Origin of the sequence: Amycolatopsis sp. FBCC-B4732, from assembly GCF_023008405.1 — a bacterium.
Taxonomy (GTDB): Bacteria; Actinomycetota; Actinomycetes; order Mycobacteriales; family Pseudonocardiaceae; genus Amycolatopsis; species Amycolatopsis pretoriensis_A.
This window is the reverse complement of sequence record NZ_CP095376.1, coordinates 4,889,684-4,916,043: the sequence shown is the minus strand read 5'-3', so window position 1 is coordinate 4,916,043 and position 26,360 is coordinate 4,889,684. Positions and strand designations below refer to the sequence as shown.

The window sequence follows — 26,360 nt, the reverse complement described above, 5'->3', positions numbered from 1 at the left end:
GTCCATGTCGTTCTGTGTTGTTGATGATGTTACTTTATGTTGAATCACGCCCGGAGTGCAATGCCGCCGCGGGGGCGGCGAGGGCCTGCAGCTCGCGCTCCAGCTCGGCGTTCACCGCGCTCTGGTGCCGGGCGAGGAAGAAGTGGCCGCCGGGGAAGACCTCCAGGCGGAAGCCGCCTTCGGTGTGCTCGCCCCAGTTCCCGGCCTCCTCGGCGGTCACCTTCGGGTCCTGGTCGCCGATCAGCACGGTGACCGGGCAGCGGACGCGGCGCCCGGCCGGGCAGGCGTAGGTCTCGATCGCCCGGTAGTCGGCGCGGATCGCGGGCAGCGCCATCCGCAGGATCTCGTCGTCGCCGATGACCGTCCGGTCCACCCGGTTGAGCTCGCGGACCTCGTCGAGCACGCCGTCGTCGGTGCGCTCGTGGATCCGCTCGTCGCGGAACGTCGAGGGCCCGCGCCGCCCCGAGGCGACGATGGCACCGGGCGCCCGCAGCCCGCGCAGTTCCAGCCGCCAGGCGGTTTCGAAGGCGAGGACCGCGCCCATGCTGTGCCCGAAGAACACGGCGGGCTTGTCGGAGAGGGCGGCCAGCTCGTCGGCGATCAGGTCGGCGAGCCCGGCGATCGAGTCCACGTTCGGCTCCCGGCGCCGGTCCTGGCGCCCCGGGTACTGCAGCGAAACGACGTCGACGGCCGGGGCGAACCGGGCCGAGACCGGGTGGAAGTAGCTGGCCGAACCGCCGGCGTGGGGGAAACAGACGAGCCGGGTGCCCGCGCCGGGTGCCGGGTGGTAACGGCGGATCCACGACGTCGTGGCGTTGTCCGCGATGTTCACGAGAGCGTTTCCCTTCGACGCGGTTTCTGGTCCGCCAGTCAACCCCGCCCCGGCCAACGGATTCCTTAGTGTTGCCGCTCACACCACGGGATCCCGCCGGTCTCGGCGGAGCCGGGACCCCCATGAGGGGCCGCCGGGACCTCGGAGCGCAGCGTGACCGCACCCGCCCCACCGGACGTCATGAACGGGTCGTTCATGGCGTCCGGCGTGGTGAACGGGTCGTTCATGGCTTCTGGTCGGTGGTGCGGGTGGGGTGTGGGGCCGTGGGAGCGTGGTGAACGGGTCGTTCATGGCGTCCGGCGTGGTGAACGGGTCGTTCATGGCTTCTGGTCGGTGGTGCGGGTGGGGTGTGGGGCCGCGGGAGCGTGGTGAACGGGTCGTTCATCGCGTCCGGCGTGGTGAACGGGTCGTTCATGGCGCCCGCACCTACGGATTCCTCACCGCGGCCCCGAACCTCGGCGGGATCTTCACCCGGATCCCGCCGAGGTTCGGGGTTTTCCGGGTCGGGGACGACTTAACGTCGGCGGGGCACGCGATCCGGCCGTGCCCGACGGGAGGAGTCCTGATGACCGCTGACGCGCTCACCGCCGCCCGGCGCAAGGCGACCGAGCTGCGCCGTGCCATCCAGTCGCTGCACCGGATCCACGGGGACAGCCCGCCGATGCGGCGCCTGATGAGCGACCTCGGCTGGATCGAGAGCGGGCTCGGGGAGCTGCCCTCGACGCCGCGCGCGGCCGACGAACGGGTGCTCGTGCCGGACACGCCGTACGCGCGCGAAATGTGGCACGGTGCCGACGACGAGGGGCTGGGCGGCCGCCGCCTTCCGTGAAAGCAGGGTGAGGATGGCGGAGGTGACGGGCGTCGCCGGGCGCGTGGTCGGCCGGCGGCGGGAGCTGGAGGTCCTCGGCTCGGCGTTCGCGAACGCGCGGGCCGGTTCGGCGACCCTGGTGCGGGTGCGCGGGGCCACCGGTACCGGCAAGACGGCGTTGCTGGCGGAGTTCGCGCGGTCGGTTTCCGACCGCGCCGTCGTGCTGTCGGAGACCTGCCGCCGGCCGGGCGGCGGGAGCGCCGGCCGGGCCGCCGAAGGGCTGCTCCCGGACGCCGGGAGCCGGTACGGCATGCCGGTGCCGGTGCTCTCGCGGCGGCTGGGCCGCCGGCTGGCCGACCTCACCGTCGCCGGTCCCGTCGTCGTCCTGCTCGACGACTTCCACCACTGCGACGAGGCCTCCGTCCGGGTGCTGGCCCACCAGGCGCACCGGGGCGCGGAACAGCCCCTGCTCGTCGTCGTCGCGCAGCGCCCCGCCGGGCACCCGCTGTGGCCGCCGATGACGCTGCCGCCCGGCGACGTCGCCACCGTCGACCTGGCGGCCTTCGCCGAGCTCGAGGTCGCCGACGTCGCCGCCGCGTGGTGGCCCGAAGCGCCCGAACCCGGGTTCGCCCGCGAGCTGGCCGGGCTGACCGGCGGCAACCCCGCGCTGCTCGGCGAGGTCTGCGCGGCCCTGCACCTGGAGGGGCTCGCCCCGGACGGGACGGCGCTGGCGCGGGCCCGCGTGCTCGTCCCGGGCGCCCGCGCCCGGCTGGTCGAGCGCGTCCTCGCCGGCCGCCCGGAGCACGTGCGCCGCGTCGCCGAGGCGATCGCGGTGTTCGGCGCCCCCGACGTCGAGCTCGTCGCCCTGCTCGGCGGCGTGCCCGAACCGCTCGCCGCCGACGCGCTGGCCGTGCTGGCCGCGGAAGGGCTGCTGCGCGGCGACGGCGAGGAGCTCGCCTCGCCCGCGGTCCGCGACGCGGTGCTGGCCGGCGTACCGGATCGGCGGCTCGGCCCGCTGCGGCTGACCGCGGCCCGGCTGCTCAACGACCGTGGCCGCCCGCCCGAGGACGTCGGCGCGCACCTGCTCGGCCGGCGCCTGCTGCCCGAACGCTGGATGCGCGACGTGCTCGCCGAGGCCGCGCGCACCGCGGAACGGTCGGGCCGCCCGCACGACGCCGCCCGCTACCTCGGGGTGCTCGTCGCCGACCGGCCCCAGGACATGCCGGTGCGGATCGAGTTCGCCCGCCTGGTCGGCGTGCGCGACCCGCTGGCGGCGTACGCGACGCTCGCCGGGATGGCCGAACTGGCCGAAGACACCCGCAGCCGGGCCCGGATCTCCCTGCAGCTGGCCATCGCCGCGCTGTCGGCCCGTGAACCCCAGGAAGCGACGCGGCTGCTCACCGGCGCGCTCGACCAGCTCGACGGCGACCACGGCGAGCACCCCGGGGACGTCGACCGCGGCCTGCGGACCGAGCTGGAGGCCGCGCTGCTGGCCGTCGCGTTCGAACAGCCCGGCTCGCTGGACCTCGTCGGCGGGCGCCTGCCCGCGATGTCCGCGCTGACCGGCCAGACCCCGGCCGAGGTCGGCGTGCTGGCGCTGGCCGCGGTCGCGCACATGATCCGCGGCACCGACCGCGACCTCGCCGTCTCCTGCGCGCGGCGGGCCCTCGAACGCCCGGAACCCTCGGTGCGGTGGGCCTGTTCGCTGGCCGCCTACGTCCTGTTCGCCGCCGACGAGGTCGACGAAGCACTGCACGCCCTGGGCGGCCTGTCGCCCGGGCCGGAGCGCGACGGCACCGGCTGGGCGGAAGTCGTGGCCCTGACCGCGCATTCGTGGCTCACGTGCGGGGCGGGCGACCTGTCCCGGGCGCTCTCGGACGCGGCGGCGGCCGTGCGCGCCGCCGAGCGCGACGACCGCGCCGAGCTCGCCACCGCACCCCTGGTCGCCCAGGCGCTGGTCCTGCTGCAGCAGGGCGACGTCGACGGCGCGGCCGCGGCGATGGCCCGCGCCGACGAGGCCGGGCCCGACGGGTCCGTGCTCCGCTTCCCGGCCCACCTGCTGGCCAGGGGACGGCTCGCCGAGGCCCGCGGGGACCTGGAAGGGGCGCTGGCGCACCTGCGCTCGTGCGGTGCCGGGCTGCGCGCGGAAGGCGGCGCCCACCCGCTGTTCGCCCCGTGGTGGCTCGACGGCGCCCGGGTGCTCGTCCGGCTCGGCCGGCGGGCGGAAGCGGCCGACCTCGTGGCGCACGGCGAAGAACTGGCCCGGGCCTGGGGATCCGCGTCGGCGCGGGGATTGGCGCTGCTGGGCCGCGGCCTGGTGGCCGAAGGCGACGCCGCCGTCGACGGCCTCACCGCGGCGGCCGAAGTGCTCGGCGGGACGGCGGCGTCCTGGTACCTCGCCGAAGCGGAAACCGCGCTGGGGAAAGCACTTCTGCGCGCCGGTGACCACCAGGGCGCGCGCCGGGCGTTCCGCGCCGCCGTGGACCTCTCGGTGCGGGCGGGGTTCTGGAGCCGGGCCGAGGAGGCCCAGGCCGGGGTCACCGCGGCCGGCGGCCGCAACTACCCGGTCACCGGCAGCGTGACCGACGTGCTGACGCTGGGGGAGCGGCGGGTCGGCGAGCTCGCCGCGACCGGCGCCACCAACCGCACCATCGCCGACGCGCTCCAGCTCGCCGTGCGGACCGTCGAAATCCACCTGACGAGCGTCTACCGCAAGCTGGGCGTCACCGGCCGCACCCAGCTGCAGGAGCGGTTCCCCGGCGGCCTGCTCGCACCGGAACCCGCGCTGTGACCGGTGACGCGCGGAGAACGCGGGGGAGTGCCATGCGCCCGGTGCCCGGACTGGCCGTGATCGTCGACGACACCGGCGTGCTCGAAATGGTGCTGCCGACCGGCGAACACCGCGTGCTCGCCAGCGGCCTCGGCGCGGCGATGTGGATCGCGCTGGCCCAGCACGACTGGGATCCCGCCGCCGCGGCGCTCGCGCTGGCGCCCACCTGCGACCTCGAACCGGCCGAGCTGACCGGTTCCCTGCGCGCGTGGATGGGCGACCTGGCGGCGCTGGGCGTGCTGAGCACCGGCGAGCCCGACGGAAAACCCTAGATATGCGCGCTGTTCGTTGACCGGTACCACCGCGGTGACCGACGCTCCTGACGCACGAAGGAAAAGTCCCCGAAGACTCAGGGAGGCGCGGTGGGCGGGCAGGCGCAGGATCGGCCGGCCGTGATCGGCGGCGGGGTGATGGGCTCGGCCATCACGGCGATGGCACTGGGACACGGAGTCCCGGTCACCCTGGTCGAAATCGACGGCGAGGCGGTGGAACTCGCGAAGCGGCGCGTGGCCCAGCAGCTGCGGCACGGCCGGCTGATGGGCGCGTTCCCCGACGTCGCCGAAGGCGAGCTGACCGCGACGACCGACCTGGGCGCGGCGAAGGACGCGACGGCGGTCATCGAAGCGATCGTCGAAGACGACAAGGTCAAGGCCACCGTGCTCGGTGAGCTCGCGGCGCTGGTCGCCCCGGGGACCCCCTTGATCAGCAACACTTCCGGCATCCCGGTCGACGAACTGGCCGAAGCGGTCGAACGGCCCGCGGACCTGCTGGCGACGCACTTCATGAACCCGGCCTACCTCATCCCGAACGTCGAGGTCGTCCGCGGTCCCCGCACCGAGCAGTCCACTCTGGACGCGGTGCTGGGCCTGCTGGAACGGCTGAGCCGCAAGCCGATCGTCGTGCGGGACTCGCCGGGGTTCGTCACCAGCCGGCTGCTGCACCCCATGATCAACGACGCCGCGCGGCTGGTCGAGGAAGGCACCGCGTCGGTGGAAGCCGTGGACGAGCTCATGCAGGGCTGCCTCGGCCACCCGACCGGCCCGCTGCGCACCGCCGACCTGATCGGCCTGGACAACCTCGCGGACGCGCTGCGGGCGCTCGCCGAACGCACCGGCGACCCGCGGCACGCGCCGTGCGCCCTGCTGCAGTCCAAAGTGGCCGACGGCCACCTCGGCCGGAAGACCGGACGGGGCTTTTACGAGTACGGGAAGGTGTTCTGAGTGAACGACGTCTCCACCACCGCAACCCCGGCGCGCACGCCGGAGGCCGTCACGCGGGAGATCCGGGAGTTCCTGACCGGACGCGTCAAGCAGGACGTCCCGGACGACCAGGACCTCTTCCGCACCGGCCTGGTCTCCTCGATGTTCGCCATGGAGCTGGTCGTGTTCCTCGAGCAGACCTACGGCATCGCCATCGTCGGGCCGGACCTCAAGCTCGACAACTTCCGCACCGTCGAAAGCATGACGGCGCTCGTGGGGCGCCTGCTCGATGAGTGAGCACCCCCTCGCGGCGGCCGCCGCCGAGCTGACCGCCCGGGTCGGTGACCAGGCGGCGGCCTGGGACGTCGAGGGACGGCTGCCCGAAGACCTGTTGCGCGCGCTGGGCGCGCGGGGCCTGCTGTGCGCCGAAGTGCCCGCCCAGTTCGGCGGGCTCGGCGTCAGCAGCCTCCACAGTGGATGGTTCACCGCGCACGCCGGTTCGCTGTGCAGCTCGCTGCGCAGCGTGATGACCTCGCAGGGCATGGCGGCCTGGACCATCCAGCGCTTCGGCGACCGCGCCCAGCGGGCGAACTACCTCGGCCGGCTCACCTCCGGCGACCTGGCCGCGGTGGCGTTCAGCGAACCCGCGGCGGGCAGCGACCTGTCGTCGGTGGCCACGACCGTCCGCGCCGACGGCGACGACGTCGTGATCAACGGTGAGAAGGTCTGGATCACCGCGGCGGCGTACGCGGACCTGATCGTGGTCGTCGGCGAGCTCGACGGCCTCGGCACCGCGGTCGTGGTGCCCTCGAACGCCGAGGGCGTCACGATCGAACGCGTCCCGCACCCCAGCGGGTGCCGCGCCGCCGGCCACTCGACCGTCCGGCTCCACGACGTCCGGCTGCCGCGCTCGGCGGTGCTCGGCGGCGGCGGGGTCGAGCTGTCGATGCTCATCACCACCGCGCTCGCCTACGGCCGGATCTCGGTGGCCTGGGGCTGCGTCGGCATCCTGCGGGCCTGCCTGGCCGCGGCCGGCGAGCACGCGGCGAACCGGCACCAGGGCGGGGTTCCGCTGGCCGACCGCCAGCTCGTGGCCCGGCACCTGGCCGACCTCTACGCCGACGAGCAGGCCGCGACCCGCGTGTGCGAACACGCCAGCCGGGCCTGGGACGACCGTTCACCCGAGATGGTGGTCGCGACCGTGCTGGCCAAGTACGTCAGCTCGACGGCGGCGGCCCGCGGGTCGGGCACGGCGGTGCAGGTGCTGGCCTCGGCCGCGGCCCAGGACGGCCACGTGGTCGCCCGGGCGCACCGCGACGCGAAGCTGATGGAACTCATCGAAGGCAGCAACGAGATCTGCCAGCTCATCCTGGCGGGGCACACCCGTGTCCTCGTGAATACCGGCGACTGAGGAGGATTCCGGTGGCTAGCACGACCATGGTCAAGTGCCTGGTGTGGGACCTCGACGAAACCCTGTGGAACGGCACGTTGCTCGAAGACGGCACCGTCGAGGTTTCCGAAGAGATCCGCCAGCTCGTGAAGACCCTCGACGCGCGCGGCATCCTGCAGTCGGTGGCGAGCAAGAACGACCACGAACACGCCTGGGCGCGGCTGGAGGAGCTCGGCCTCGCGGAGTACTTCGTGCTGCCGCAGATCGGCTGGCACGCGAAGTCCCAGTCGGTCAAGGCGATCGCCGACGAGCTGAAGTTCGCCCTCGAGACGATCGCGTTCGTCGACGACCGCGACAGCGAACTGGCCGAGGTGACCTACCACCACCCGCAGGTGCGCACCTACCGAGCCGAGGACGTGCTGGAACTGGCGGACCTGCCGGAGTTCAGCCCGGAGACGGTCACCGTCGACTCGCGGCGGCGGCGTCAGATGTACCAGGCGTCCTTCCGCCGCCAGGAGGCCCAGGCCGGGTTCGCCGGCCCGGACGAGGACTTCCTGCGCTCGCTCGACCTGCGGATGACGATCCTGCCGGCCACCGACACCGAGCTGTCCCGGGTGGAGGAGCTGACCCGGCGCACCAGCCAGATGAACGCCACCGGCATCCACTACTCCGACGAGAAGCTGCGCGGCCTGCTCGACGACCCGTCGCACCGGGTGCTGGTGGTCAGCATGCGCGACCGCTTCGGGCCGCACGGCGCGGTCGGGGTGATCCTGCTGGAGACGTTCGAGGAGTTCTGGCACCTCAAGCTGCTGGCGACGTCGTGCCGGGTCGTGTCGTTCGGCGCGGGCTCGATCATCCTGCGCTGGCTGGCCAACCAGGCCGCGAGCGCCGACGCGCACCTGGTCGCCGACTTCCGCGCGACCGACCGCAACCGGATGATGGAGATCGCCTACCGCTTCGCCGGGTTCGCCGACGACGCGTGCGCGTGCACGGCCGTGCTGCCCTCCGGCGAGGTCCCGGGCCTGCAGCGGCTGCACCTGGAGCCGGTGCCGCAGGAGGAGCCCACGACGGTGTCCCTGGTGGCGCCCGACCTCACCGAGCCGGTCGGCGTGCGCTGAGTTTTGTCCGAGGAAGGGCCCGCTCCCGGTTCGGGGGCGGGCCCTTTTCCCGTTGCCGGGCACGGAGAAAGGCCGCCACGGTGGGTCCGTGGCGGCCTTTCCGCGCGGGTTTCAGCCGGCTTTGCGGATGAGCGTGATGCCGTCGGCCATCGGCAGCAGCGACATCTCCACGCGCGGGTCGTCGCGCACGAAGCGGTTGAACTCGCGGATGGCGACGGTGTCGGGGTCCTGGGCTTCGGGATCGGTGACGCGGCCGAAGAAGAGCGTGTTGTCGACGACGATGAGCCCGTCCGGCGCCAGCAGCCCGAGCGCGGCCTCGTAGTAGGCGGCGTACCCGACCTTGTCGGCGTCGATGAAGACCAGGTCGACGGTGCCGGGCCCGTACTCGTAGAAGAGCGTGTCGAGCACCTGCGTGGCGGGATCGATCCGCAGGTCGATCCGGTCTTCGACGCCGGCCCGCCGCCAGTAGGGCCGCCCGAACGCCGGCCAGCGGTCGGTGACGTCGCAGGTGATGAGCAGCCCGGTGGCGGGCAGCGCCCGGGCCATGCAGAGGGAGCTGTAGCCGGTGAAGGTGCCGACCTCCACCACCAGCCGCGCCCGGGTGAGCTTGACCAGCAGCGCGAGCAGCCGGCCTTCTTCCGCGGACACCTGCATCGCCGCGCCCATGGGCAGCGAGGCCGTCTCGTCGCGCAGTTCGCGCAGGATCTCGTCCTCGGCTTGCGAATGCTCGCTCACGTAGCCGAGCACGTCGGAGGACGCCAGTAGTTGGGTCGCCATGGCGGAAGCCTAGGTTCGCCGGATCCTGGAAGTGTCTAGTTCACAGGCGGAGCAGTCCCTGGTGCACGCGGTGCAGCAACGCGAGCGGCGGCCGGCCGGCGATCCCGAGCTCCGCGACGTCGGCGACGAGCAGCCCGAGGTCGATCCCGTGCTGTACGAGGTCGCGGGTGGCGTCGAGCGACTGCCGGAGGTAGGCGGAGACCTCAGCGATCGAGGTGGGGATCTGGCACATCCGGCACAGGGCGGTGAGATCCGGATCGAGGCCGGCGGCGCCGCGGTGCCGGCCGGTGGCGAAGAGCATGACTTCCGGCGGGAGGACGTGCCGGGCCCGGGGAGGCGGGGGAGTGCTGCCGCGGACGTAGGGACGGGGACGTTCCCGGGTGGTGTGTTCGTCGAGGGCGGGGATGGGGTGCGTCCCGAGACTGGCGGCACGGCGCCCACGGGTGCGGTCGTCCTCGGCGGGATCGAGGGGCTTGCCTGGCCGGGTTTCGTGGACGGCTTCGCTGCGCTCCGCGCCGGTGTCGCGGCCGCGGGCGGGTTCGGTTCGTTCCGCTCGGCGTGGGCCGCGCTCGCCTGTCTCGCCGGGTCCGGTTTGCTCGTCTCGACGCGGGCCGCGCTCGCGGGTGGCATCGCCCGGGCCGGGGTCGCGGTCGGCGTGGGCGGGTTCCGCGGGGCCGGTTCGGTGCGTGCCGGTGCCGCGCTCGCCGGTGCGGGCGGGGACGCTACGGCCGGTTGGGCGCGGGCCGGGGTCGCGGGCACTCTTGCCGGGCCTGTGCGCGGCATCGCCGGAAGCAGAGCCACGACCGGCGTCTTGCCCGCCGGCACTGCTGGCGGTCGCGCCCGCGGCTTTCTCGGGGCGGGTGCCGCGCTTGCCCCGGGCGGCGCCGGCGGTCGTGCCGGTACCGGTCGCGGCGGCACCGGAGCCGCGCCCGCCCTTGCCGGTGCGGGTCGCGGTGCCCGAGTCGCGCTCGTCGGCGCGGGTCGTACCCCCAGCGCCCGCCCCCGCCGCCTTCCCGCCCCGCTTGCCCCGCCCCGTGGCCGGCCGGGCACCACCAGCCGCCTTCCCCGGTCGCGCGTCCCGCTCACCGGTATCCTCACCCGCCTCTTCGACGGCCTCCACCTGCGGCTCCGGCGCGTGAGCCGGGTCCGAGTTGGGTTTGGGTGTGAATCCATGCGCCGCCCACACCTCGTAGTCGCCCCAGCCGCCGAAGGACAGGGATGCCGAGCCGATCTTCGCGGGGCGGCGATCGTGGGAGTTTTTCATGTTCGCGGCCTCGAAACCGGTCGGACGGGGTGTCGAGCCACCTTCACCCACGGCCCTGGCGGGGTGTCAAGTCGCTTTGCCTTAATGTAGGGATTTCTGGGTCTTCGTGGGTAGTGCGTTGTCGGCAGGGGTCAACCGCAGACAAAACGAAGGTGCTGGACTTGTTAAACCAACATTGGTCGTCTTAGGCTGGAGAGCCACGTCACTCACCGGTACACCGCCGGGGGAGTGACGGAAAGCAGCCGCTGTGGGGCGGAGGGTGATGGTGGTGCCCGGATCAGGTAGAGCCGGATCGGCGTGGCCGGTCGCGCCTGCCCTGCCCTCCGTGGACACCGTCGCGCGGAGCGCAGGGCCCGTTGCCGCGCCCGTTTTGACCGTTCCCTGGCTCGGGGAACGCGACGACCGCTCCCGCCGCACCGCCGAAACGCGGCTGGTCGAACGGGAGGACGAGATCGCCGTGCTGCGGCGGGGGATTCGCGGGGTGCTGGCCGGGCGGTCGGGCCAGGTGACCGTCGTCGGCCCGCGCGGGGCCGGGCGCAGCGCGCTGCTCGCCGCCGCCGTCCGGGAAGCCAGGGTCGCCGGTGTCATCACCGCCTTCGCCTCCTGCTCGCCCGGGGAATCGGCCGTGCACCGCGGCGTCATCAACCGGCTCTTCGCCGACATCGCCGACGCCGACTGCCGGCTCGACGGCGGGCCGCGCTCCTGCGGCCGCACCTCGGCCGAGCGGTCCATCCCGACCCTCTGCGGCGACTTCGTGGGCGTCGCGAGCCAGGGCCCGCTGCTGATCGCCGTCGACGACGCCCAGTGGGCGGACCCCGGCTCGAAGGCCTGGCTCGAAGCCATGGAGCACCGGCTGCAGCAGGCGCCGATGCTGCTCGTCCGGTCCGTGCTCGCCACCGGTGAGCACGCGGCCGTGCCGGGCGGGGACACCGCCGCCGTGCGGCTGCTCACCGAGGACGGCCTGCGCGAGCTGGTCGCCGACCGCTTCCCCGGCAGCCTGCCCGACCCCCGCTTCACCGCGGGCCTGCACCGGGCCACCGGCGGACGGCCCGCGCTGGTCGCGCCGGTGCTCGAACGGCTCGCCGCCGCCGGGGGCGACCCGGTGGCCGAGCACCTGCCCGCCGTCACCGCGCACCTCGCCGACGTCCGCGCCGCCGAGCTGGCCGTCTCGATCGCGGCGCTGCCCGCCGACGCCTTGAACCTGTTGCGCGCCATCGCGGTCTGCCGCGGGCTGCTCGACTTCGACCTCGTGACGAACCTGGCCGGCCCGCTCGCCGGCCGCGTCGGCGACGCCCTGCGCCAGCTGGTCGGGTTCGGCCTGGTCCGCGAAGGCGCGCCGACGCGCATCGCCGACGGCACCACCGCCGACGCCGCGCTCGGCACGCTGAGCGCGGCCGAACGCGGCGAGCTCGCGAACCGGTGCGCCGAACTCGCCTACCGCGCCGCGGTCCCGGACGACCAGCTCGCCGAACTGCTCTCCGCCGTCCGCCCGGTCGGTGCCTCGTGGGCGGTGGCGACCCTGCGCCGGGCCGCGGAACGCCGCCGGGTGCTCGGGGACGACGCCGGCGCGGCGCGGCTGCTCGGCCGGGCGCTGCGCGAACCGGTCAGCCCGGCCGAACGCCGGAAGCTGATGCTCGGGCTCGCGCTGGCCGAGGTCGCCGACGAACCGGAGCTGAGCGACCAGCGCCTGCAGCGCGTCCTGCTCGACACCGGTCCCGAGGTCTCCGGCGCGGTCCTGCTCGAAGCGGCCGACCACCTGCTCGCCCGCGGTGACACCCGCACCGCGCACCGCGTGATCGCCGCGACCTGCCGCCGCCGCAGCGGGTTCGAGGCCGGCACGTCCGCGCTGGCCGCGCTCGGCAGGCTGGCGCAGGAGGACTGCGCGGCCGGCCCGGTCGTCCCGGCCACCGCGTTCGACGCGCCGCACCCGGAGCCGGGCGACACCGACCCGGTGCGCGCGGCGACGACCGCGGTCGAGCTCGCCCGCCGCGGCCGCGAGCCCGGCCGGGCCCGGGAACTCGCCCGGCTCGCGCTCGAACCGCGCGCGAACCTGCCGCACACCCTGCGCCTGCGGGCCGCGTGGGTGCTGCTGTGCACCGACGAGCTTTCCGAGGCCGTGCTTGGCCTCACCGACGTCCACCAGGACGCGGTCCGCGCCGGGGCCCGCGCGGTCGCGGCGAACGCGGTGCTGCTGCGGGCCCGCTGCGAACTGCGCCGCGGCAATCTCGGCCAGGCCCAGGCCGATCTCGAAGCCGCGGTGGCCCGGCTGCCCGAACGCGCCTGGCACCCGCGGGCGCTGCCCGGGCTGCGGGCCGTGCGCGCGGAAGCGGCACTGGCCGCGATGCGGCTCGACGACGCCGAGCGCGCGGTGGGCCCGGTGCTGCCGGCCGGCGCGGACGACGGCCTGGCCGCCGGGTACCTGCTGCTGCAACGCGGCCGCGTCCACCTGGCGAAGGGGGACGCCCGAGCCGCGCTCGAAGCGTTCCGCGCGGCCGGGCGCGGCACCACCGGGCGGCGCGAAGGCAACCCCGTCGACCTGCCGTGGCGGACCGGCGCGGCGCTGGCACTGGCCCGCTCCGGCGCCGACGGCGCCGTCGAACTGGCCCGGGAGGCGCTGGCACGCGCGGAAACCTGGGGCGTGCCGGGCGCGCGCGGCGCCACGAGCCTGCGCCTGGCCGACGTCTTCACCGGCACCGAACGCCGGGCGCACCTGGAACGCGCGGTCGAGCTGCTGGAGGGGACGGCCCGGCGCGTCGACTTCCTCACCGCCGTAACCGAACTCGCCGCCGCGCGGCTCGACGACGGGGACGTCGCCGAAGCCACCGCCTTGATCGGGCGGGTCGCGACCCTGCGGCCGCAGCTGCTGCCGGCCGGGCTCGCGGAGAAGATCCGCGACGTCTCCGGCCGGCTGGCCCGCCGCGGGCACGACATCGCCGACCGTCCCGCGCCCGGCGACCCCGCCGGCGCACTGTCCGAACAGGAGGCCCGGATCGCCGCACTCGCCGCCGCGGGCCGCACGAACCCCGAGATCGCGCGGGCGTTGCAGCTGAGCAGCCGCTTGGTGGAGCTGCGCCTGACCCGGATCTACCGCAAACTGACCGTGACCGGCCGGGGGCAGCTCACCGAGCTGATGAGCCCCGGCTCCGCAGCGAGTTGATGGCCGGTGCTGCTGGAGCGTGACACCGAGCGGGCCGCCATCGCGACCGCGTTGAACGCGGCCGCGGGCGGCGACGGCTCCCTGCTGCTGATCAGCGGGCCGGCCGGCAGCGGGAAGTCCGCGCTGCTGCGCGACACCATGGCGGCGGCGCTCGGCGCGGGTGCCCGGGTGCTGCGCGCGGACGCCACCCGGCTCGAAGAGGACTTCGCCTTCGGTATCGCCCAGCAGCTGTGCCGCCCGGTGCTCGTCGCGGCCGGCGAAGCCGAGCGGGACCGGTGGTTCCAGGGCGCGTCCGAGCAGATCCTGCGTGCCCTGACCGAAGAACGGCTGATCACCGACGGCCACGAGCACTACCTGCCGACCGAAGCCGTCCTCTATGGACTGCACACGGTCGTGCACGCGATGTCCCACGACGACCTCGTCGTGGTGATCGTCGACGACCTGCAGTGGGCCGACCAGGGATCGCTGCGCCTGCTGGGCTACCTGGCCAAGCGGCTGAGCGGATCGCGGATCCTGCTGGCGCTGGCGCTGGCCGACGAATGCGAGGCGCCGAAGTACCCGCTGGTGCACGAACTGGTGACGGCGGCCGCGCGGATCGTCGTGCCCGCACCGCTTTCGCGGTCGGGCGTCGCTTCGATGGCCGAGGTCGCGTTCGGCGAACGCGCCGAGGAGCCGTTCACCGCGATGCTGCACGAAGTCTCCGGCGGCAACCCGGCCGACGTCGCGACCGTCCTCACCGGACTGGTCGCCGAAGGGCTGCGGCCGGTCGCCGCGCAGACCGCGGCCGCGGAAACCGAAGCCGTGCGGCTGCTCGACCACCGCGTCCTGATGTCGCTGGGCTCGCAGCCGCCCGCGGTGCTCGCGCTGGCCCGCGCGGTCGCGGTGCTCGGCGACCTCGCCGAACCGGGCCTCGCCGCCGACCTCGTCGCGCTCGACGACGTCGAGTACTCCTCGGCGGTGCAGCACCTGGAGCGGCTGGGCCTGGTCGACCGCGAGGACGGGCGGATCGGGTTCGTCACCACGAGCGTGCGGGACGGCATCGAGTCCGCGATCCCGGTCGAACTGCGGGAAGACCTCTACCGGCGCGCGGCGCGGCTGCTCTACGAGCACGGCCGCCCGGCGGAGCGGGTGGCCGAGACGCTGATGAAGGTCGGCATCGCCGAAGACCCCTGGGAAGTGCGGATCCTCAGCTCGGCCGCGGGCAGCGTGCTGGAACGCGGCGCCGGCGAACTCGCGGCGCGCTACCTGCGCCGGGCCCTGCTCAACACCGCGCCCGACAGCGAAGAACGCGGCCGGCTGCTCGTCGAACTCGCCGCCGCGGAACGGGGTTTCGACCTGGTCGCCGCGGCCCGGCACCTGTCGCAGGCGCTCTCGCTGCTGCCACCCGGTCCGCAGCAGGCGGAAGCGGCGCTGTGGATCCCGCCCGCGTACGCCGCCGCGGCACCGAACCTCGGCGCGGCCGTGCGCGCCGCCGTCGAACCCGTGCTGCGCGCCGGGGAACCGGTGGAACTGGCGCTGCGGGCCGAAGCCCGGACCTGGTACCCGGGGATCGGGCAGCCGGGCCGCGGCCAGGCCGCGCTGGCCCGCCTCGCCGAACTCGAGCACACCGGACGCCTGGACGCCCCGGCCGGCCGGGAGCTCGCGGTGGTGCTGCTGCACACCGCGGTGCTCTCCGGCAGCGTGCCGGTCGACGACGTCGAGACCGTCCTCAAGCGACTGGTCAGCGAAGAGCCGCTCGACCCGCGGCACGCCTACACGTCGCTGCCGCTGCTGGTGTCCACCTCGGTCCTCGCCGACAACGCCGCCGTGCTCGAGCCCGCGCTGACCGCGGCCGCGCAGGCGGCGCAGGAGCACTGGCCGGACACCGCGCCGCTGATCGCCGCCGAACTCGCGGAAGTCAAGCTGGCGCAAGGGGAGCTGGCCAAGGCGCGGCGGATCGCGCTCGGCGTGCTGGAGGGCACCGACCACGAAGCCTGGCCGGACGCGCTCGCGCGGTCGGTCACCACCCTCGCCCAGATCGCCCTGGAGACCCAGGATCCCGAGCTCGGCGAACGCCTGCTGGGTACGCCGATGGACGGCACCGACCACCGCGTGTTCGCCGCGCGGCGTCTGACGCGGGGGATGATCGACCTGGTCCGCGGCGACCCGGCGACGGCACTGGGCCGGTTCCTCGACTGCGGGCGGCGCCTGGAGCGCGAGGGCTGGGTCAACACACCCCAGTACCCGTGGCGGATCTGGGCGGCGCTGGTGCAGCAGCGGCTCGGCGACCTCGCCGCGGCCCAGGCGCACGCGGCCGAAGAGGACCAGTTCGCGCAGCACTGGGGGACCCCGCTGAGCGTGGGGCGTTCCCTGCGCCTGCAAGGGATGCTGACCGGCGGTGCGGACGGCATCGCGCTGCTGCAGGAGGCGGCCGGCATCCTGCGCGAGTCGGAGAACGTCGTCGAGCGCGCCCGCACCGCCGTCGTACTGGGTGCCCGGCTGCTCGACGCCGGGCTGCCCGAAGCCGAAGACCTGCTGGCCGAGGGCCGGGAACTGGTCAAGGCGATCGGCGCGTCCTGGTTGGACGGCAGCGGCGAAACCGAGCTGAACGGTCCCGTGCTGCGGTTTTCCGGCGACAGCCTGGGGAACCTCACGAAGACCGAAGCCGCGGTCGCGCGGCTCGTCGTCCAGGGCTGGACGAACCAGCGGATCGCCGATTCCCTCGGCGTCACGCGGCGCGCGGTCGAGAAGAACCTCACCGGCACCTACCGCAAGCTCGAAGTCAGCGGCCGGGCCGAGCTCATCGAGCGCTTCGGCGCGCTCGAGCAGGAGAGCTGATTCCCCTTGCCGCACCCCGCACCGCGAGGGTCCGCACCCCAGGTTCGGTACGCCCGTGCGGTGCGGGGTGCGGGGGTACGGACCCCCTTTTCCCCAGGTTTCCCAGGTCAGGAGCCAAAAGGGCAGTGCCGGTGCCCGTCCGCCCGGGGTTCGGTACCGCACCGCACCGCACGGCGCTCCGTACCTCCGTACCCCCACCGCCTCCGCACCACAGTGTTAAGAACGGGTGTCCGGATTGTGTTGCCCGGGATAATCAAGCGTGCATAACATGATCTGCATCACCCCGGAGACACGGCTCACACAGTGACTCGCAGCCGTCGGCCTTCTCGCCCCCGGGGCTTCAGCTTCCAGCCGGAGAAAGGAATGCCTTCATGAGTGCGGACGTTGCGGATCTGGCTGTGGGTATCGGGGTGGCCGGGGTCGCGGACCAGGCGGTCCGGACGGCCACCCGAAAGCCCGCGCTGCGCGCCATCACCCCCGAGATGTGCATGGTGAACCTGGACCACCGGCTGCGGATCGTCTCCGCCAGCATGGAGTTCTTCCGCGTCTTCGAGCGCAGCTCGGACGCGGTCACCGGCACCGGTCTCTGCGACCTGCTGCACCCCAGCGTGCGGAGCAAGGTCGAGAACCAGCTGCGGCTGCTGGCGCGCGGTGAGCGCAGCCGGTTCGTCGAGCGGATCCTGGTGATGCGCGAGAACGGCACGACGTTGTCCGGTGAGTTCATCGGCTCCACGGTGCACGGCGTCGGCGACCGCCTCGACAGCCTGACGGTCGTGTTCCGGCCGGACAAGAACGAGCGCGGCAACCAGGTGGCCTGCAGCAAGAAGAAGATCCTGTCCGAGATCGACGCCCGGATCCTCGAGGGGGTCGCCTCCGGCGTCTCCACGATCCAGCTGGCGGCCAACCTCTACATGAGCCGCGGCGGCGTGGAGTACCACGTGACGACGCTGCTGCGGAAGATGAAGGTGAAGAACCGGCCGGCGCTGATCTCGAAGGCCTACTCCATGGGCATCTTCGGGGTCGGGTCGTGGCCTCCGCGTGCGCTGCCGGACTTCGTGCGGTGACGGGCGGTGGCCGCGATGGGTGCGACGGGGCTCCCGGACGAACTGAACCACCGGGCGCGGGCGATGCTGCGCGCGGTCGCGGCCGGCCGGGCGGAAATCGCTTGCAGCTGCGAGCCCGACCTCTACATCGACGGGCTGGTGTGCTGCGACCAGTACACCGCCCACGAGCTCGCGCACCGCGGCCTGCTGGCCCCGGCGCGGCCGGGCTGGGTGGGGCAGCGGGTGCGCGCCCGGCTGACCCCGGCGGGAGCCGCGGCGCTCGGGACGGTGGGCGAAGCGGCGTGACGAGGGAAAACAGCTTGGCGGGCCGGGTGTCCTTCCGGGAATCGGAGGGCCACCCGGCCCGCCTTGTCGTGTTCGGCGCGCGGTCCGGAGATCTGGCTTTGTGTTGGTTTGTTGCCACGCGGCGTGGTCGACGTTCTTCCTGGCCACAGTGCAAAGATCAGCGACTTCCGAAGATAACGGTTGAACTTCCGGTGAAGTTGGGTCTTGCAAACGCAGATGAACACAGGCAATATCAACCAAACCAACGAGGACCCCGGCGGAGGTGTGCTGAAGTGTTCGTGACCCTGACGGCGAACCCGAGCGTCGACCGGACGATCGAGGTCGACCGGCTCATCCGGGGCGAGCTGCACCGGGCTACGGGTGCGCGTGTCCAGCCGGGAGGCAAGGGCATCAACGTCGCACGCGCGCTCGTGCGCAACGGTCTCAAGGCCCGGGCGGTGGTCCCGGCCGGCGGTGCCGACGGCGACCACCTGATCAGCCTGCTGCACGACTACAACATCGACGTGGTGCGGGTGCGGACCGCGGAACCCGTGCGCAGCAACATCAGCGTGGTCGAACCGGACGCGACCGTCACCAAGGTGAACGAGAGCGGTCCGCACCTTTCCGGTGCGGAGCTGGAAACCCTCTGCGACACACTGATGTCGCACGTGGCCGACGCGGAATGGGTGGTGGCGGCGGGAAGCCTGCCGCCCGGCGCCGGCGAAGACTTCTACGCCGACCTGATCGCGCGCCTGGCGACGACCGGCGCCAAGGTCGTCGTGGACACCAGCGGCCCGGCGTTCCGCACGTCGGTCAAGGCCGGACCGGCCTTGGTCAAGCCGAACCTCGACGAGCTCGAGGAAGCGGTCGGCCGGCAGCTGGACACCGTGCGGGACGTCGTCGACGCCGCACAGGAACTCCGCGCCCTCGGCGCGGGCACGGTTCTCGCCAGTCTCGGCAGCAAGGGCGCCGTGCTGGTGGAAGACGCGGGAGTCTGGTGCGCCAACGCATCGGCCGAACCGCGGAGCTCGGTGGGGGCCGGCGACGCGATGCTCGCCGGTTTCCTGGCGGCAGGGGGGAGTGGCCCGCAGGCGCTGGCCACAGCCGTCGCCTGGGGAGCGGCAGCAGTGTCGCTGCCCGGGAGCACGATGCCGGGTCCCGAAGACGTGGGGGCACGTCGAGTGCGGGTGGACCCGCGTCCGGAGTGGGACGAGAAGGTGCGCGAATAGTGCGCCGGCCCGGACCGCTCACCGCCATCCCCGGATGGCGATCCCTCCCCAACCCCTTTCCCAGAAAAGGAAGCCAACGATGACTACCACTGCGGAGCGCGAAGAGGAAGCCACTCCGTCGAGGGCGGAACGCGCGCGGGTCAGCATCCAGCGGTTCGGCGGGCACCTCGCCGGCATGGTCATGCCGAACATCGGCGCGTTCATCGCCTGGGGTCTGATCACCGCGCTGTTCATCCCGAGCGGGTGGACGCCCAACGCGCACATCGCCGAGCTCGTCGACCCGATGATCAACTTCCTGCTGCCGGTGCTGATCGGTTACACCGGTGGCCGGATGGTCCACGGGCAGCGCGGTGCGGTCGTCGGTGCGGTCGCGACGGTCGGCATCGCGGTCGGCGCGTCGATCCCGATGTTCCTCGGCGCGATGATCGTGGGCCCGCTGGGCGGCTTCCTGATCAAGCTGTGGGACGAGAAGGTCGGCAGCAAGACCGCGCCGGGCTTCAAGATGCTGGTCGACAACTTCAGCGCCGGCATCATCGGCGGCATCATGGCGGTGCTGGGCCTGCTGGGCATCGGCCCGGTCGTGCAGGGCATCACCAAGGCGCTCGGCAACGGCGTGCAGGGCCTGATCGACGCGCACCTGCTGCCGCTGGTCTCCATCATCGTGGAGCCGGCCAAGGTGCTCTTCCTCAACAACGCGATCAACCACGGCGTGCTGAGCCCGCTGGGCGTGGCCGACGCGCTGAAGGACGGCAAGGCGATCGAGTTCCTGATCGAGCCGAACCCCGGCCCCGGCCTCGGGATCCTGCTGGCGCTGACGTTCTTCGGCGCCCGCAGCGCGCGGGCCACCGCCCCGGGCGCGATCGTCATCCAGTTCCTCGGCGGCATCCACGAGATCTACTTCCCGTACATCCTGGCGACCCCGCGGCTCATCCTGGCCGCGATCGCCGGTGGCGCGGCGGGTGTCGCGACGTTCAGCATCTTCGACGCCGGCCTGACCGCCACGCCGTCGCCGGGCAGCATCATCGCGGTCCTCGCGGTGACGCCGAAGGGCGGCTACCTGGGCGTGATCGCCGGCGTCGTGATCGCGGCGGCCGTGTCGTTCATCGTCGCGGCGGTGCTGTTGAAGTTCGGGCGCGACGCCCGCAAGGAAGAACGTGCCGCGGCGATCGCCGCCGGTGGCTCGGTGGCGTGACGATCACCGTCGATCGAAGGAAGGAACCACGAGGATGAGCAGCATCGAAGGCAAGGAAGTCAAGAAGGTCATCATCGCCTGCGACGCCGGCATGGGCAGCAGCGTGATGGTCGCCTCCCAGCTGGCCAAGCGGCTGAAGCCGTACTCGGTCAAGGTCGAGCACACGCCGGTCAACGAGATCCCGGCGGACGCGCAGGTCGTGCTGTGCCAGTCCACTTTGGTCAGCCGGGCGCGCAAGGCCAGCACCGGCGCGGTGATCCTGGGCTTCCAGAGCTTCCTCGGCGACCCGGTCTTCGACCGCGTCGAGCAGGCGATCCGGGACGGCGGTTCCCTTGCCGACTGACGCCACCATCCTCGGGCCCGAGTCCGTGCTCATCGGCTGCACCGCCCCCGACCAGGCGGACGCGATCGCCCAGGTCGGGCGGAAGCTCCTCGAACTGGGGGCGGTGGAGCCGGGGTACCTCGACGCGATGCACGAACGCGAAAAGTCCGTGTCGACCTACCTCGGCGAGGGCGTCGCGATCCCGCACGGCACCGACGAATCCCGCAAGTTCGTCAAGCGCACCGCGCTGGCGATCCTCCAGTTCCCCGACGGGGTCGACTGGGACGGCAACGACGTCCGGCTCTGCGTCGGCATCGCGGCCAAGGGTTCGGAGCAGGTCGGGATCCTGTCCTCGCTGGCCCGGATCCTGATGGATTCCGAGCAGGTCAAGCAGCTGCGCGAAGCACCGGACGCCGAGACGATCCTGCGACTGTTGAACGAAGTGGACGAGGAGTTTTCCCGATGAAGGTGGCACGTTTCTACGCGCCCGGTGACCTGCGGGTCGAAGACGCGGACGAGCCGAACCCCGGCCCGGACGAGATCAAGATCCGCGTGCACAACACGTCGACGTGCGGTACCGACCTGAAGATCTTCCGGCACGGGCACCACCACATCGACCCGCCGCGCGTGATCGGCCACGAGATCGCCGGCGAGGTCGTGGAAACCGGCGCGAACACGTCGGGCTGGGCGCCCGGCGACCGCGTGCAGGTCATCGCCGCCATCCCGTGCGGCGAGTGCAAGCAGTGCCGCAAGGGGCTGCAGCAGGTGTGCCCGAACCAGCTGTCGATGGGTTACCACTTCGACGGCGGGTTCGCCGAGTACATGATCGTGCCGAAGCAGGTCCTCAAGGTCGACGGCGTCAACCGGATCCCGGACGGCGTCAGCTACGCCGAGGCCTCCGTCGCCGAGCCGCTCGCGTGTGTCCTCAATGGACAGAACTTCGCGCAGGTCGGCGAGGGCGACGTCGTCGTGGTCGTCGGCGCCGGCCCGATCGGCTGCCTGCACGTGCGGCTGGCCCGTGCGAAGGGCGCGGCCGCGGTCTACCTGGTCGAGCTCAACCGCAACCGGCTGGACCTGGCCGCCGACCTCGTCAAGCCGGACGCCGCGATCTGCGGCAGCGAGGTCGACGTGGTCGAGAAGGTCCTCGAGCTCACCGGCGGCGACGGCGCCGACGTGGTCATCACGGCCGCGGCGGCGGGCAAGGCCCAGGAGGACGCGCTGAAGATGACCGCGCGCCGCGGCCGGATCAGCTTCTTCGGCGGCCTGCCGAAGGACAACCCGATCATCGCGTGCGACTCGAACCTGGTGCACTACCGGGAGCTGACCATCTACGGCGCCAACGGGTCCAGCCCGGACCACAACCGCCAGGCGCTGGAGCTGATCTCCTCGGGCAAGGTCCCGGTCGACGACCTGATCACCCACCACCTGCCGCTGTCGGACGTGCTGAAGGCGATCGACATCGTCAGCAGTGGCGAGGCGATCAAGGTGACGATCGAGCCGGGCACCGTCTCCGCGTAAGCGGTGCGTGCGGACCTGAGGAGGCGACCAACGGTGGTTGACGAACTGCGCGGCAACCCGGCGAGCCCGGGCGCGGCCGCCGGCCCGGTGGTGCGGCTGACGCCGCCCCCGGTGCTGCCGGAGCACTGGGACGCCCCGGCGGCTCCCGAAGCGGAGCTGGCGGCGGCGACCGAAGCGCTCGACGCGGCGGTGGCGGACCTGGAGAAGCGCGCGGCTTCGGTGTCGGGCGAGTCGAAGTCCATCATGGACACCCAGATCATGATGGCGCAGGACCCGTCGCTGCGGACCGGCATCGCCGACGGGGTGGCCAACGGCCGCCCCGCGGCGTGGGCGATCCGCGACGCGTTCGGCAAGCACGTGGCCGCGCTCGAGGCCATCGGCGGCTACCTCGGCGAGCGGGCGGCCGACCTGATCGACATCCGCGACCGGGCGATCGCCGCCGCGCTGGGCCTGGCCCAGCCGGGCATCCCGGCGGTCGACGGCGCGTTCGTCCTGGTGGGACAGGACATCGCGCCGGCCGACACGGTCCTGCTCGACCCGGCGAAGGTGCTCGGCATCGTCACCGAGAAGGGCGGGCCGACCAGCCACACGGCGATCGTCGCCCGGGCGCTGGGGATCCCCGCGGTGGTCGGCTGCGCCGGCGCCGCGGGCCTGGCCGACGGGCAGCGCATCGCCGTCGACGGCACCCGCGGCACGGTCGCCGTCGACCCGGACGACGAGTACGTGCACCGGATCGAGGCGGAAGCGGCGTCACTGAAGGAAAAGCTCGCGGCGCACAGCGGTCCCGGCGCCACGGCGGACGGTCACCCGGTCAAGCTCCTGCTCAACGTCGGCAGCGCCGGCGGGGCGGAGTCGGACGCCGCGGCCGACGCCGAAGGGGTCGGGCTGTTCCGCACCGAGTTCCTGTTCCTGGACCGCACGGAAGCCCCGACGATCGAGGAGCAGCGAGCGGCGTACGGCGAAGTGCTGCGCGGGTTCTCCGGCCGCCAGGTCGTGATCCGCACGCTCGACGCCGGTGCCGACAAGTACATCCCGTTCGCCAACACCGAGGACGAGCCGAACCCGGCCCTCGGTGTGCGCGGCTACCGCGTCGGCGTCCGCAACCCCGGTCTGCTCACCGCGCAGCTGAAGGCGATCAGCCTGGCGGCGGCCGACCACGACGCCGACGTGCGCGTGATGGCGCCGATGATCGCCACCCCGGCGGAGGCGGCGGCGTTCCGGGACCTGGCGCGGGAACACGGGATCGGCAAGGTCGGCGTGATGATCGAGGTGCCGGCCGCGGCCATCCGGGCGCGGGACATCCTGGCGGAGGTCGACTTCGTCAGCATCGGCACCAACGACCTCTCGCAGTACACCTACGCCGCCGACCGCATGCTCGGCGAGCTGGGCGAGCTGCTGGACCCGTGGCAGCCGGCGCTGCTGGCGCTGGTGGCCAACGTCGCCGCGGCGGCGAAGGAAGCGGGCAAGCCCGCCGGCATCTGCGGCGAGGCGGCGAGCGATCCCGGGCTGGCACCGGTGTTCGCCGGGCTGGGCATCACCAGCCTGTCGATGTCGGTGTCCGCGGTCCCGGCGGTGCGGGCCGCGTTGAAGGACTACACGTTGGAGCAGTGCCAGATCCTGGCCGGGGAGGTGCTGGGGGCACCGGACGTGCCGTCGGCGCGCACGGTCGTCGAAGAGTTCTCGGCCCGGTCGGTCGACTAGCGTTCACGAGATGGGGAAATCCTGATGTCCAGTAGGAAAGTGGTGATCGGCTCGCCCGTCGGGCTGCACGCGCGCCCGGCGAAGCTGCTCGTCGAACTGGCGGGCCGCCTGCCGGTCCCGGTCAAGCTCGGCCGCGACGAGAACCAGCTGGTCGACGCGGCCAGCATCCTCGCCCTGATGGCCCTCGGCGTCCGCGGCGGCGAAGAGGTCCTGGTGACGGCGGAAGGCGAAGGCGCCGAAGAGGCGGTGGCGGAGGTGTGCGAGCTGCTGGCCCGCGACCTCGACTCGGCGGAGCAGCCGGCGAGCTGACGCCCCCAGTGCGGCCGGGGAGCTTCGTGGACTCACCCGGCCCGCTCCGGCGGGGCGCCCGGTGACCCCCAGGCCGGGTACCCCGCCGGACCCCGTGCTTCCGGCGGGCCGTCTGCCCCACTGTGCGGGCGGCTCGCCGGAGCCCCACGAAACAAGAACCGCCCACCGGAACCCCGGTGGGCGGTTCTTCACGTCACGGACCCCGCACTTTCAAGTGAAAGTGCGGCCCCCAGGACGGCACTTTCACGTGAAAGTGCGGGGGTCAGCGGGCGCCGTAGAACTCCGCGACCTGGGCCGCGATGAAGTCCTGGTCCGCTTCGGACAGTCCCGTGTGCGTCGGCAGGCACAGGCCGCCGGCCGCGAACTTCGCCGCGTTCAGCTCCGTCCACGTGGGAGTGAGGTACATCGGCTGGCGGCTCATCGGCGGGAAGAACACCCGCGTCTCGACGCCCGCCGCCGCCAGGTGGGCCTTCAGCTCGTCGCGGTCCTCGGCCAGCACGTCGTACATCCACAGCACGTCTCGGCCCGGCATGCGCGTGACCCCGGGGAAGTCCAGGCGCTCGTCGTAGCGCTTCTCGATCTGCGACCGCAGCTCCAGGATCTCGTCCAGCCGCTCGACCTGCGCCAGCGCCACGGCCGCCTGCAGGTTGGTCATCCGGAAGTTGTAGGCCAGGTTCTTGTGCACGAAGTCGTGGGCCTTGCCGGTCGCGAAACCGCGCAGGTGCGCCATCTGGGCGGCCAGGCGCGGGTCGTCGGTCAGGCAGATCCCGCCCTCGCCCGCCGTCACGATCTTGTTGGCGTACAGCGAAAAGCACGCGATGTCACCGACCGGGCGGACCCCGTGCGCCTCCGCGGTGTCCTCGACGACCCGCAGGTTGTACTCGAAGGCCAGCTCCATGACGGCGTCCATGTCGCAGCGCCGGCCGTGCACGTGGACCGGCATGATCGCCTTGGTGCGCGGCGTGATCGCCGCCTCGGCCAAAGCCGGGTCGATCGTCAGGTCGTCGCGGCAGTCCACGAACACGGGCGTCGCGCCGGTGTAGGTGACCGCCCACGCCGAAGCCACGAAGGTGAACTCGGGCACCAGCACCTCGTCGCCCGGGCCGATGCCGAGCGCCCGCAGCGCGAGCGTCAGCGCTGCCGTGCCCGAGGAGCACGCGACGCCGTGCCCGACGCCGTTCCACTCGGCGAAAGCGGCTTCGAACCGCGTGACGAACGGTCCCTGCGCGGAGATCCAGCCCGTGCCGACCGCTTCGGTGACGTAGTCGCTCTCCCGCCCGGTCAGGTACGGCTGGGACACGGGGTGGGCAAAGGCCATCGGTTCCTCGCTCGGTTCGGGGATGGGAGGAAAGCCCCAGGATGGGTCCGCCGGTGACTGGAAAACACCAGTGATCGCGGCCGGACACCCCGATTCTCCAATGATTTCCCGAGTCGGCCGGGCGTCCAATGGGATCCGATCAGCGGCAGTCTCGGGAAGCCGTGGGCGCAGCCGGCCGGTGGACGTGGGAGAACCATGACGAAACGAGCATTGATCACGGGCATCACGGGGCAGGACGGCTCCTACCTCGCCGAGTACCTGCTGGGTCTCGGCTACCAGGTGTGGGGACTGGTGCGCGGCCAGGCCAACCCGCGCAAGCTGCGCATCAGCAAGCTGGCCACGGAGCTGAGCTTCGTCAACGGCGACCTGCTGGACCAGGCGAGCCTGGTCGCGGCGGTGGACCTGGTGCAGCCGGACGAGGTCTACAACCTCGGCGCGATCTCCTTCGTCCCGATGTCGTGGCAGCAGGCCGAACTCACCTCCGACGTCAACGGCATGGGCGCGCTGCGGGTGCTCGAAGCGATCCGGATGGTGTGCGGGCTCGACAAGTCGCGGCCCACCACCGGCGGCGGCATCCGCTTCTACCAGGCCTCCTCGTCGGAGATGTTCGGCAAGGCCGCGGAGACGCCGCAGAACGAGCGGACGATCCTGCACCCGCGCAGCCCGTACGGCGTCGCGAAGGCCTACGGCCACTACATCACCCGCAACTACCGCGAGTCGTACGGGATGTACGGCGTCTCCGGCATCCTGTTCAACCACGAGTCGCCGCGGCGCGGGATGGAGTTCGTCACCCGCAAGATCTCCAGCGCGGTCGCGCGGATCAAGCTCGGCGTGCAGGACGAGCTGCGCCTCGGCAACCTCGACGCGGTCCGCGACTGGGGCTTCGCCGGCGACTACGTGCGCGCGATGCACCTCATGCTCCAGCAGGACGAAGCCGTCGACTACGTGATCGGCACCGGCCGGATGCACACCGTCCGCGAGGCCGCCGAGATCGCGTTCGCCTCCGTCGGGCTCGACTGGCGGGACCACGTCGTCATCGACCCGAGCCTGGTGCGCCCGGCCGAGGTCGAGGTGCTCTGCGCCGACGCGACGCGCGCCCGCACCGAGCTCGGCTGGAAGCCGGTCGTGACCTTCGAAGAACTGATGCGGATGATGGTCGAGTCCGACCTGACCCAGACCAGCCGTGAGCTGGACCTCGGCGAGGCGCTGACCGCCGCCGTCTGGTAACCGCTTTCCCTCCCGCGAGGGAAC

General features: G+C 72.8%; 23 protein-coding genes. 19 read left to right on the top strand and 4 right to left on the bottom strand.

The window, feature by feature from the left end:
* Positions 1-34: 34 nt before the first annotated feature.
* Entirely contained in the window at positions 35-832 is a 798-nt protein-coding gene (locus MUY14_RS20975; protein WP_247024852.1) for a thioesterase II family protein, read from the bottom strand.
* 565 nt (positions 833-1,397) lie between these two features.
* Here MUY14_RS20975 and MUY14_RS20970 point away from each other — a divergent pair.
* From MUY14_RS20970 to MUY14_RS20940, 7 genes are all read left to right on the top strand, one after another.
* A complete protein-coding gene (locus MUY14_RS20970; RefSeq protein ID WP_247024850.1) occupies positions 1,398-1,661 on the top strand; it encodes a hypothetical protein in 264 nt (87 codons plus the stop codon).
* 13 nt (positions 1,662-1,674) lie between these two features.
* The gene (locus MUY14_RS20965) at positions 1,675-4,431 is read left to right on the top strand and encodes an AAA family ATPase (RefSeq protein ID WP_247024849.1); all 2,757 of its coding nucleotides are present in this window, start codon (positions 1,675-1,677) and stop codon (positions 4,429-4,431) included.
* Positions 4,432-4,463: 32 nt separating this feature from the next.
* Complete coding sequence (locus MUY14_RS20960; RefSeq protein ID WP_247024847.1) at positions 4,464-4,742, top strand: hypothetical protein; 279 nt, start codon at positions 4,464-4,466, stop codon at positions 4,740-4,742.
* Between the two features lie 90 nt (positions 4,743-4,832).
* Positions 4,833-5,690, top strand: a complete 858-nt coding sequence (locus MUY14_RS20955; RefSeq protein ID WP_247024845.1) for a 3-hydroxyacyl-CoA dehydrogenase family protein — start codon at positions 4,833-4,835, stop codon at positions 5,688-5,690.
* Positions 5,691-5,966 carry an acyl carrier protein gene (locus tag MUY14_RS20950; RefSeq protein WP_247024843.1) on the top strand — a complete coding sequence of 92 codons (276 nt, stop codon included), beginning with the start codon at positions 5,691-5,693 and terminating at the stop codon, positions 5,964-5,966.
* Positions 5,959-7,080: an acyl-CoA dehydrogenase family protein gene (locus tag MUY14_RS20945; RefSeq protein ID WP_247024842.1), complete on the top strand. Its 1,122-nt coding sequence runs from the start codon at positions 5,959-5,961 to the stop codon at positions 7,078-7,080. Before MUY14_RS20950 ends, MUY14_RS20945 begins: the two co-directional genes overlap by 8 nt.
* A gap of 26 nt (positions 7,081-7,106) precedes the next feature.
* The gene (locus MUY14_RS20940; RefSeq protein WP_247025192.1) at positions 7,107-8,177 is read left to right on the top strand and encodes an HAD family hydrolase; all 1,071 of its coding nucleotides are present in this window, start codon (positions 7,107-7,109) and stop codon (positions 8,175-8,177) included.
* A gap of 111 nt (positions 8,178-8,288) precedes the next feature.
* Here the strand turns inward: MUY14_RS20940 and MUY14_RS20935 are convergent, their stop codons facing one another.
* Both MUY14_RS20935 and MUY14_RS20930 read right to left on the bottom strand, forming a co-directional pair.
* Positions 8,289-8,954, bottom strand: coding sequence for an O-methyltransferase (locus tag MUY14_RS20935; protein WP_247024840.1), 666 nt, complete (start codon positions 8,952-8,954; stop codon positions 8,289-8,291).
* Positions 8,955-8,994: 40 nt separating this feature from the next.
* Positions 8,995-10,218 carry a DUF742 domain-containing protein gene (locus MUY14_RS20930; RefSeq protein WP_247024838.1) on the bottom strand — a complete coding sequence of 408 codons (1,224 nt, stop codon included), beginning with the start codon at positions 10,216-10,218 and terminating at the stop codon, positions 8,995-8,997.
* Between the two features lie 370 nt (positions 10,219-10,588).
* Between MUY14_RS20930 and MUY14_RS20925 the strand changes: the two genes are divergently transcribed.
* The 11 genes from MUY14_RS20925 to MUY14_RS20875 all read left to right on the top strand — a co-directional run bounded on the left by MUY14_RS20925 (position 10,589) and on the right by MUY14_RS20875 (position 23,791).
* Positions 10,589-13,375 carry an AAA family ATPase gene (locus MUY14_RS20925; protein WP_247024836.1) on the top strand — a complete coding sequence of 929 codons (2,787 nt, stop codon included), beginning with the start codon at positions 10,589-10,591 and terminating at the stop codon, positions 13,373-13,375.
* Positions 13,376-13,381: 6 nt separating this feature from the next.
* The gene (locus tag MUY14_RS20920; RefSeq protein ID WP_247024834.1) at positions 13,382-16,192 is read left to right on the top strand and encodes an AAA family ATPase; all 2,811 of its coding nucleotides are present in this window, start codon (positions 13,382-13,384) and stop codon (positions 16,190-16,192) included.
* A gap of 371 nt (positions 16,193-16,563) precedes the next feature.
* The gene (locus MUY14_RS20915; protein WP_247024832.1) at positions 16,564-17,256 is read left to right on the top strand and encodes a helix-turn-helix transcriptional regulator; all 693 of its coding nucleotides are present in this window, start codon (positions 16,564-16,566) and stop codon (positions 17,254-17,256) included.
* Between the two features lie 15 nt (positions 17,257-17,271).
* The gene (locus tag MUY14_RS20910; protein ID WP_247024830.1) at positions 17,272-17,541 is read left to right on the top strand and encodes a hypothetical protein; all 270 of its coding nucleotides are present in this window, start codon (positions 17,272-17,274) and stop codon (positions 17,539-17,541) included.
* A gap of 272 nt (positions 17,542-17,813) precedes the next feature.
* Positions 17,814-18,749, top strand: coding sequence for a 1-phosphofructokinase (gene pfkB, locus MUY14_RS20905; RefSeq protein WP_247024828.1), 936 nt, complete (start codon positions 17,814-17,816; stop codon positions 18,747-18,749).
* Between the two features lie 79 nt (positions 18,750-18,828).
* Positions 18,829-19,941 carry a PTS mannitol transporter subunit IICB gene (gene mtlA, locus MUY14_RS20900; RefSeq protein WP_247024827.1) on the top strand — a complete coding sequence of 371 codons (1,113 nt, stop codon included), beginning with the start codon at positions 18,829-18,831 and terminating at the stop codon, positions 19,939-19,941.
* A 34-nt stretch (positions 19,942-19,975) separates the two neighbouring features.
* Positions 19,976-20,284: a PTS lactose transporter subunit IIB gene (locus MUY14_RS20895; protein ID WP_247024825.1), complete on the top strand. Its 309-nt coding sequence runs from the start codon at positions 19,976-19,978 to the stop codon at positions 20,282-20,284.
* Positions 20,274-20,729 (top strand): PTS sugar transporter subunit IIA, encoded by a 456-nt coding sequence (locus MUY14_RS20890; protein ID WP_247024823.1) that lies wholly within the window; start codon positions 20,274-20,276, stop codon positions 20,727-20,729. Before MUY14_RS20895 ends, MUY14_RS20890 begins: the two co-directional genes overlap by 11 nt.
* Positions 20,726-21,781: a zinc-dependent dehydrogenase gene (locus tag MUY14_RS20885; protein WP_247024822.1), complete on the top strand. Its 1,056-nt coding sequence runs from the start codon at positions 20,726-20,728 to the stop codon at positions 21,779-21,781. The genes MUY14_RS20890 and MUY14_RS20885 overlap by 4 nt, the downstream gene beginning before the upstream one ends.
* Before the next feature lie 33 nt (positions 21,782-21,814).
* On the top strand, positions 21,815-23,482 hold the full coding sequence (gene ptsP / locus MUY14_RS20880) for a phosphoenolpyruvate--protein phosphotransferase (protein WP_247024820.1): 1,668 nt from the start codon (positions 21,815-21,817) through the stop codon (positions 23,480-23,482).
* Between the two features lie 24 nt (positions 23,483-23,506).
* Positions 23,507-23,791 carry an HPr family phosphocarrier protein gene (locus tag MUY14_RS20875; protein WP_247024818.1) on the top strand — a complete coding sequence of 95 codons (285 nt, stop codon included), beginning with the start codon at positions 23,507-23,509 and terminating at the stop codon, positions 23,789-23,791.
* 262 nt (positions 23,792-24,053) lie between these two features.
* On the opposite strand, the gene MUY14_RS20870 is transcribed toward MUY14_RS20875, so the two are convergent.
* Entirely contained in the window at positions 24,054-25,109 is a 1,056-nt protein-coding gene (locus tag MUY14_RS20870; RefSeq protein ID WP_247024816.1) for a DegT/DnrJ/EryC1/StrS aminotransferase family protein, read from the bottom strand.
* Positions 25,110-25,304: 195 nt separating this feature from the next.
* Between MUY14_RS20870 and MUY14_RS20865 the strand changes: the two genes are divergently transcribed.
* Positions 25,305-26,336 (top strand): GDP-mannose 4,6-dehydratase, encoded by a 1,032-nt coding sequence (locus MUY14_RS20865; protein ID WP_247024814.1) that lies wholly within the window; start codon positions 25,305-25,307, stop codon positions 26,334-26,336.
* Positions 26,337-26,360 lie beyond the last annotated feature (24 nt).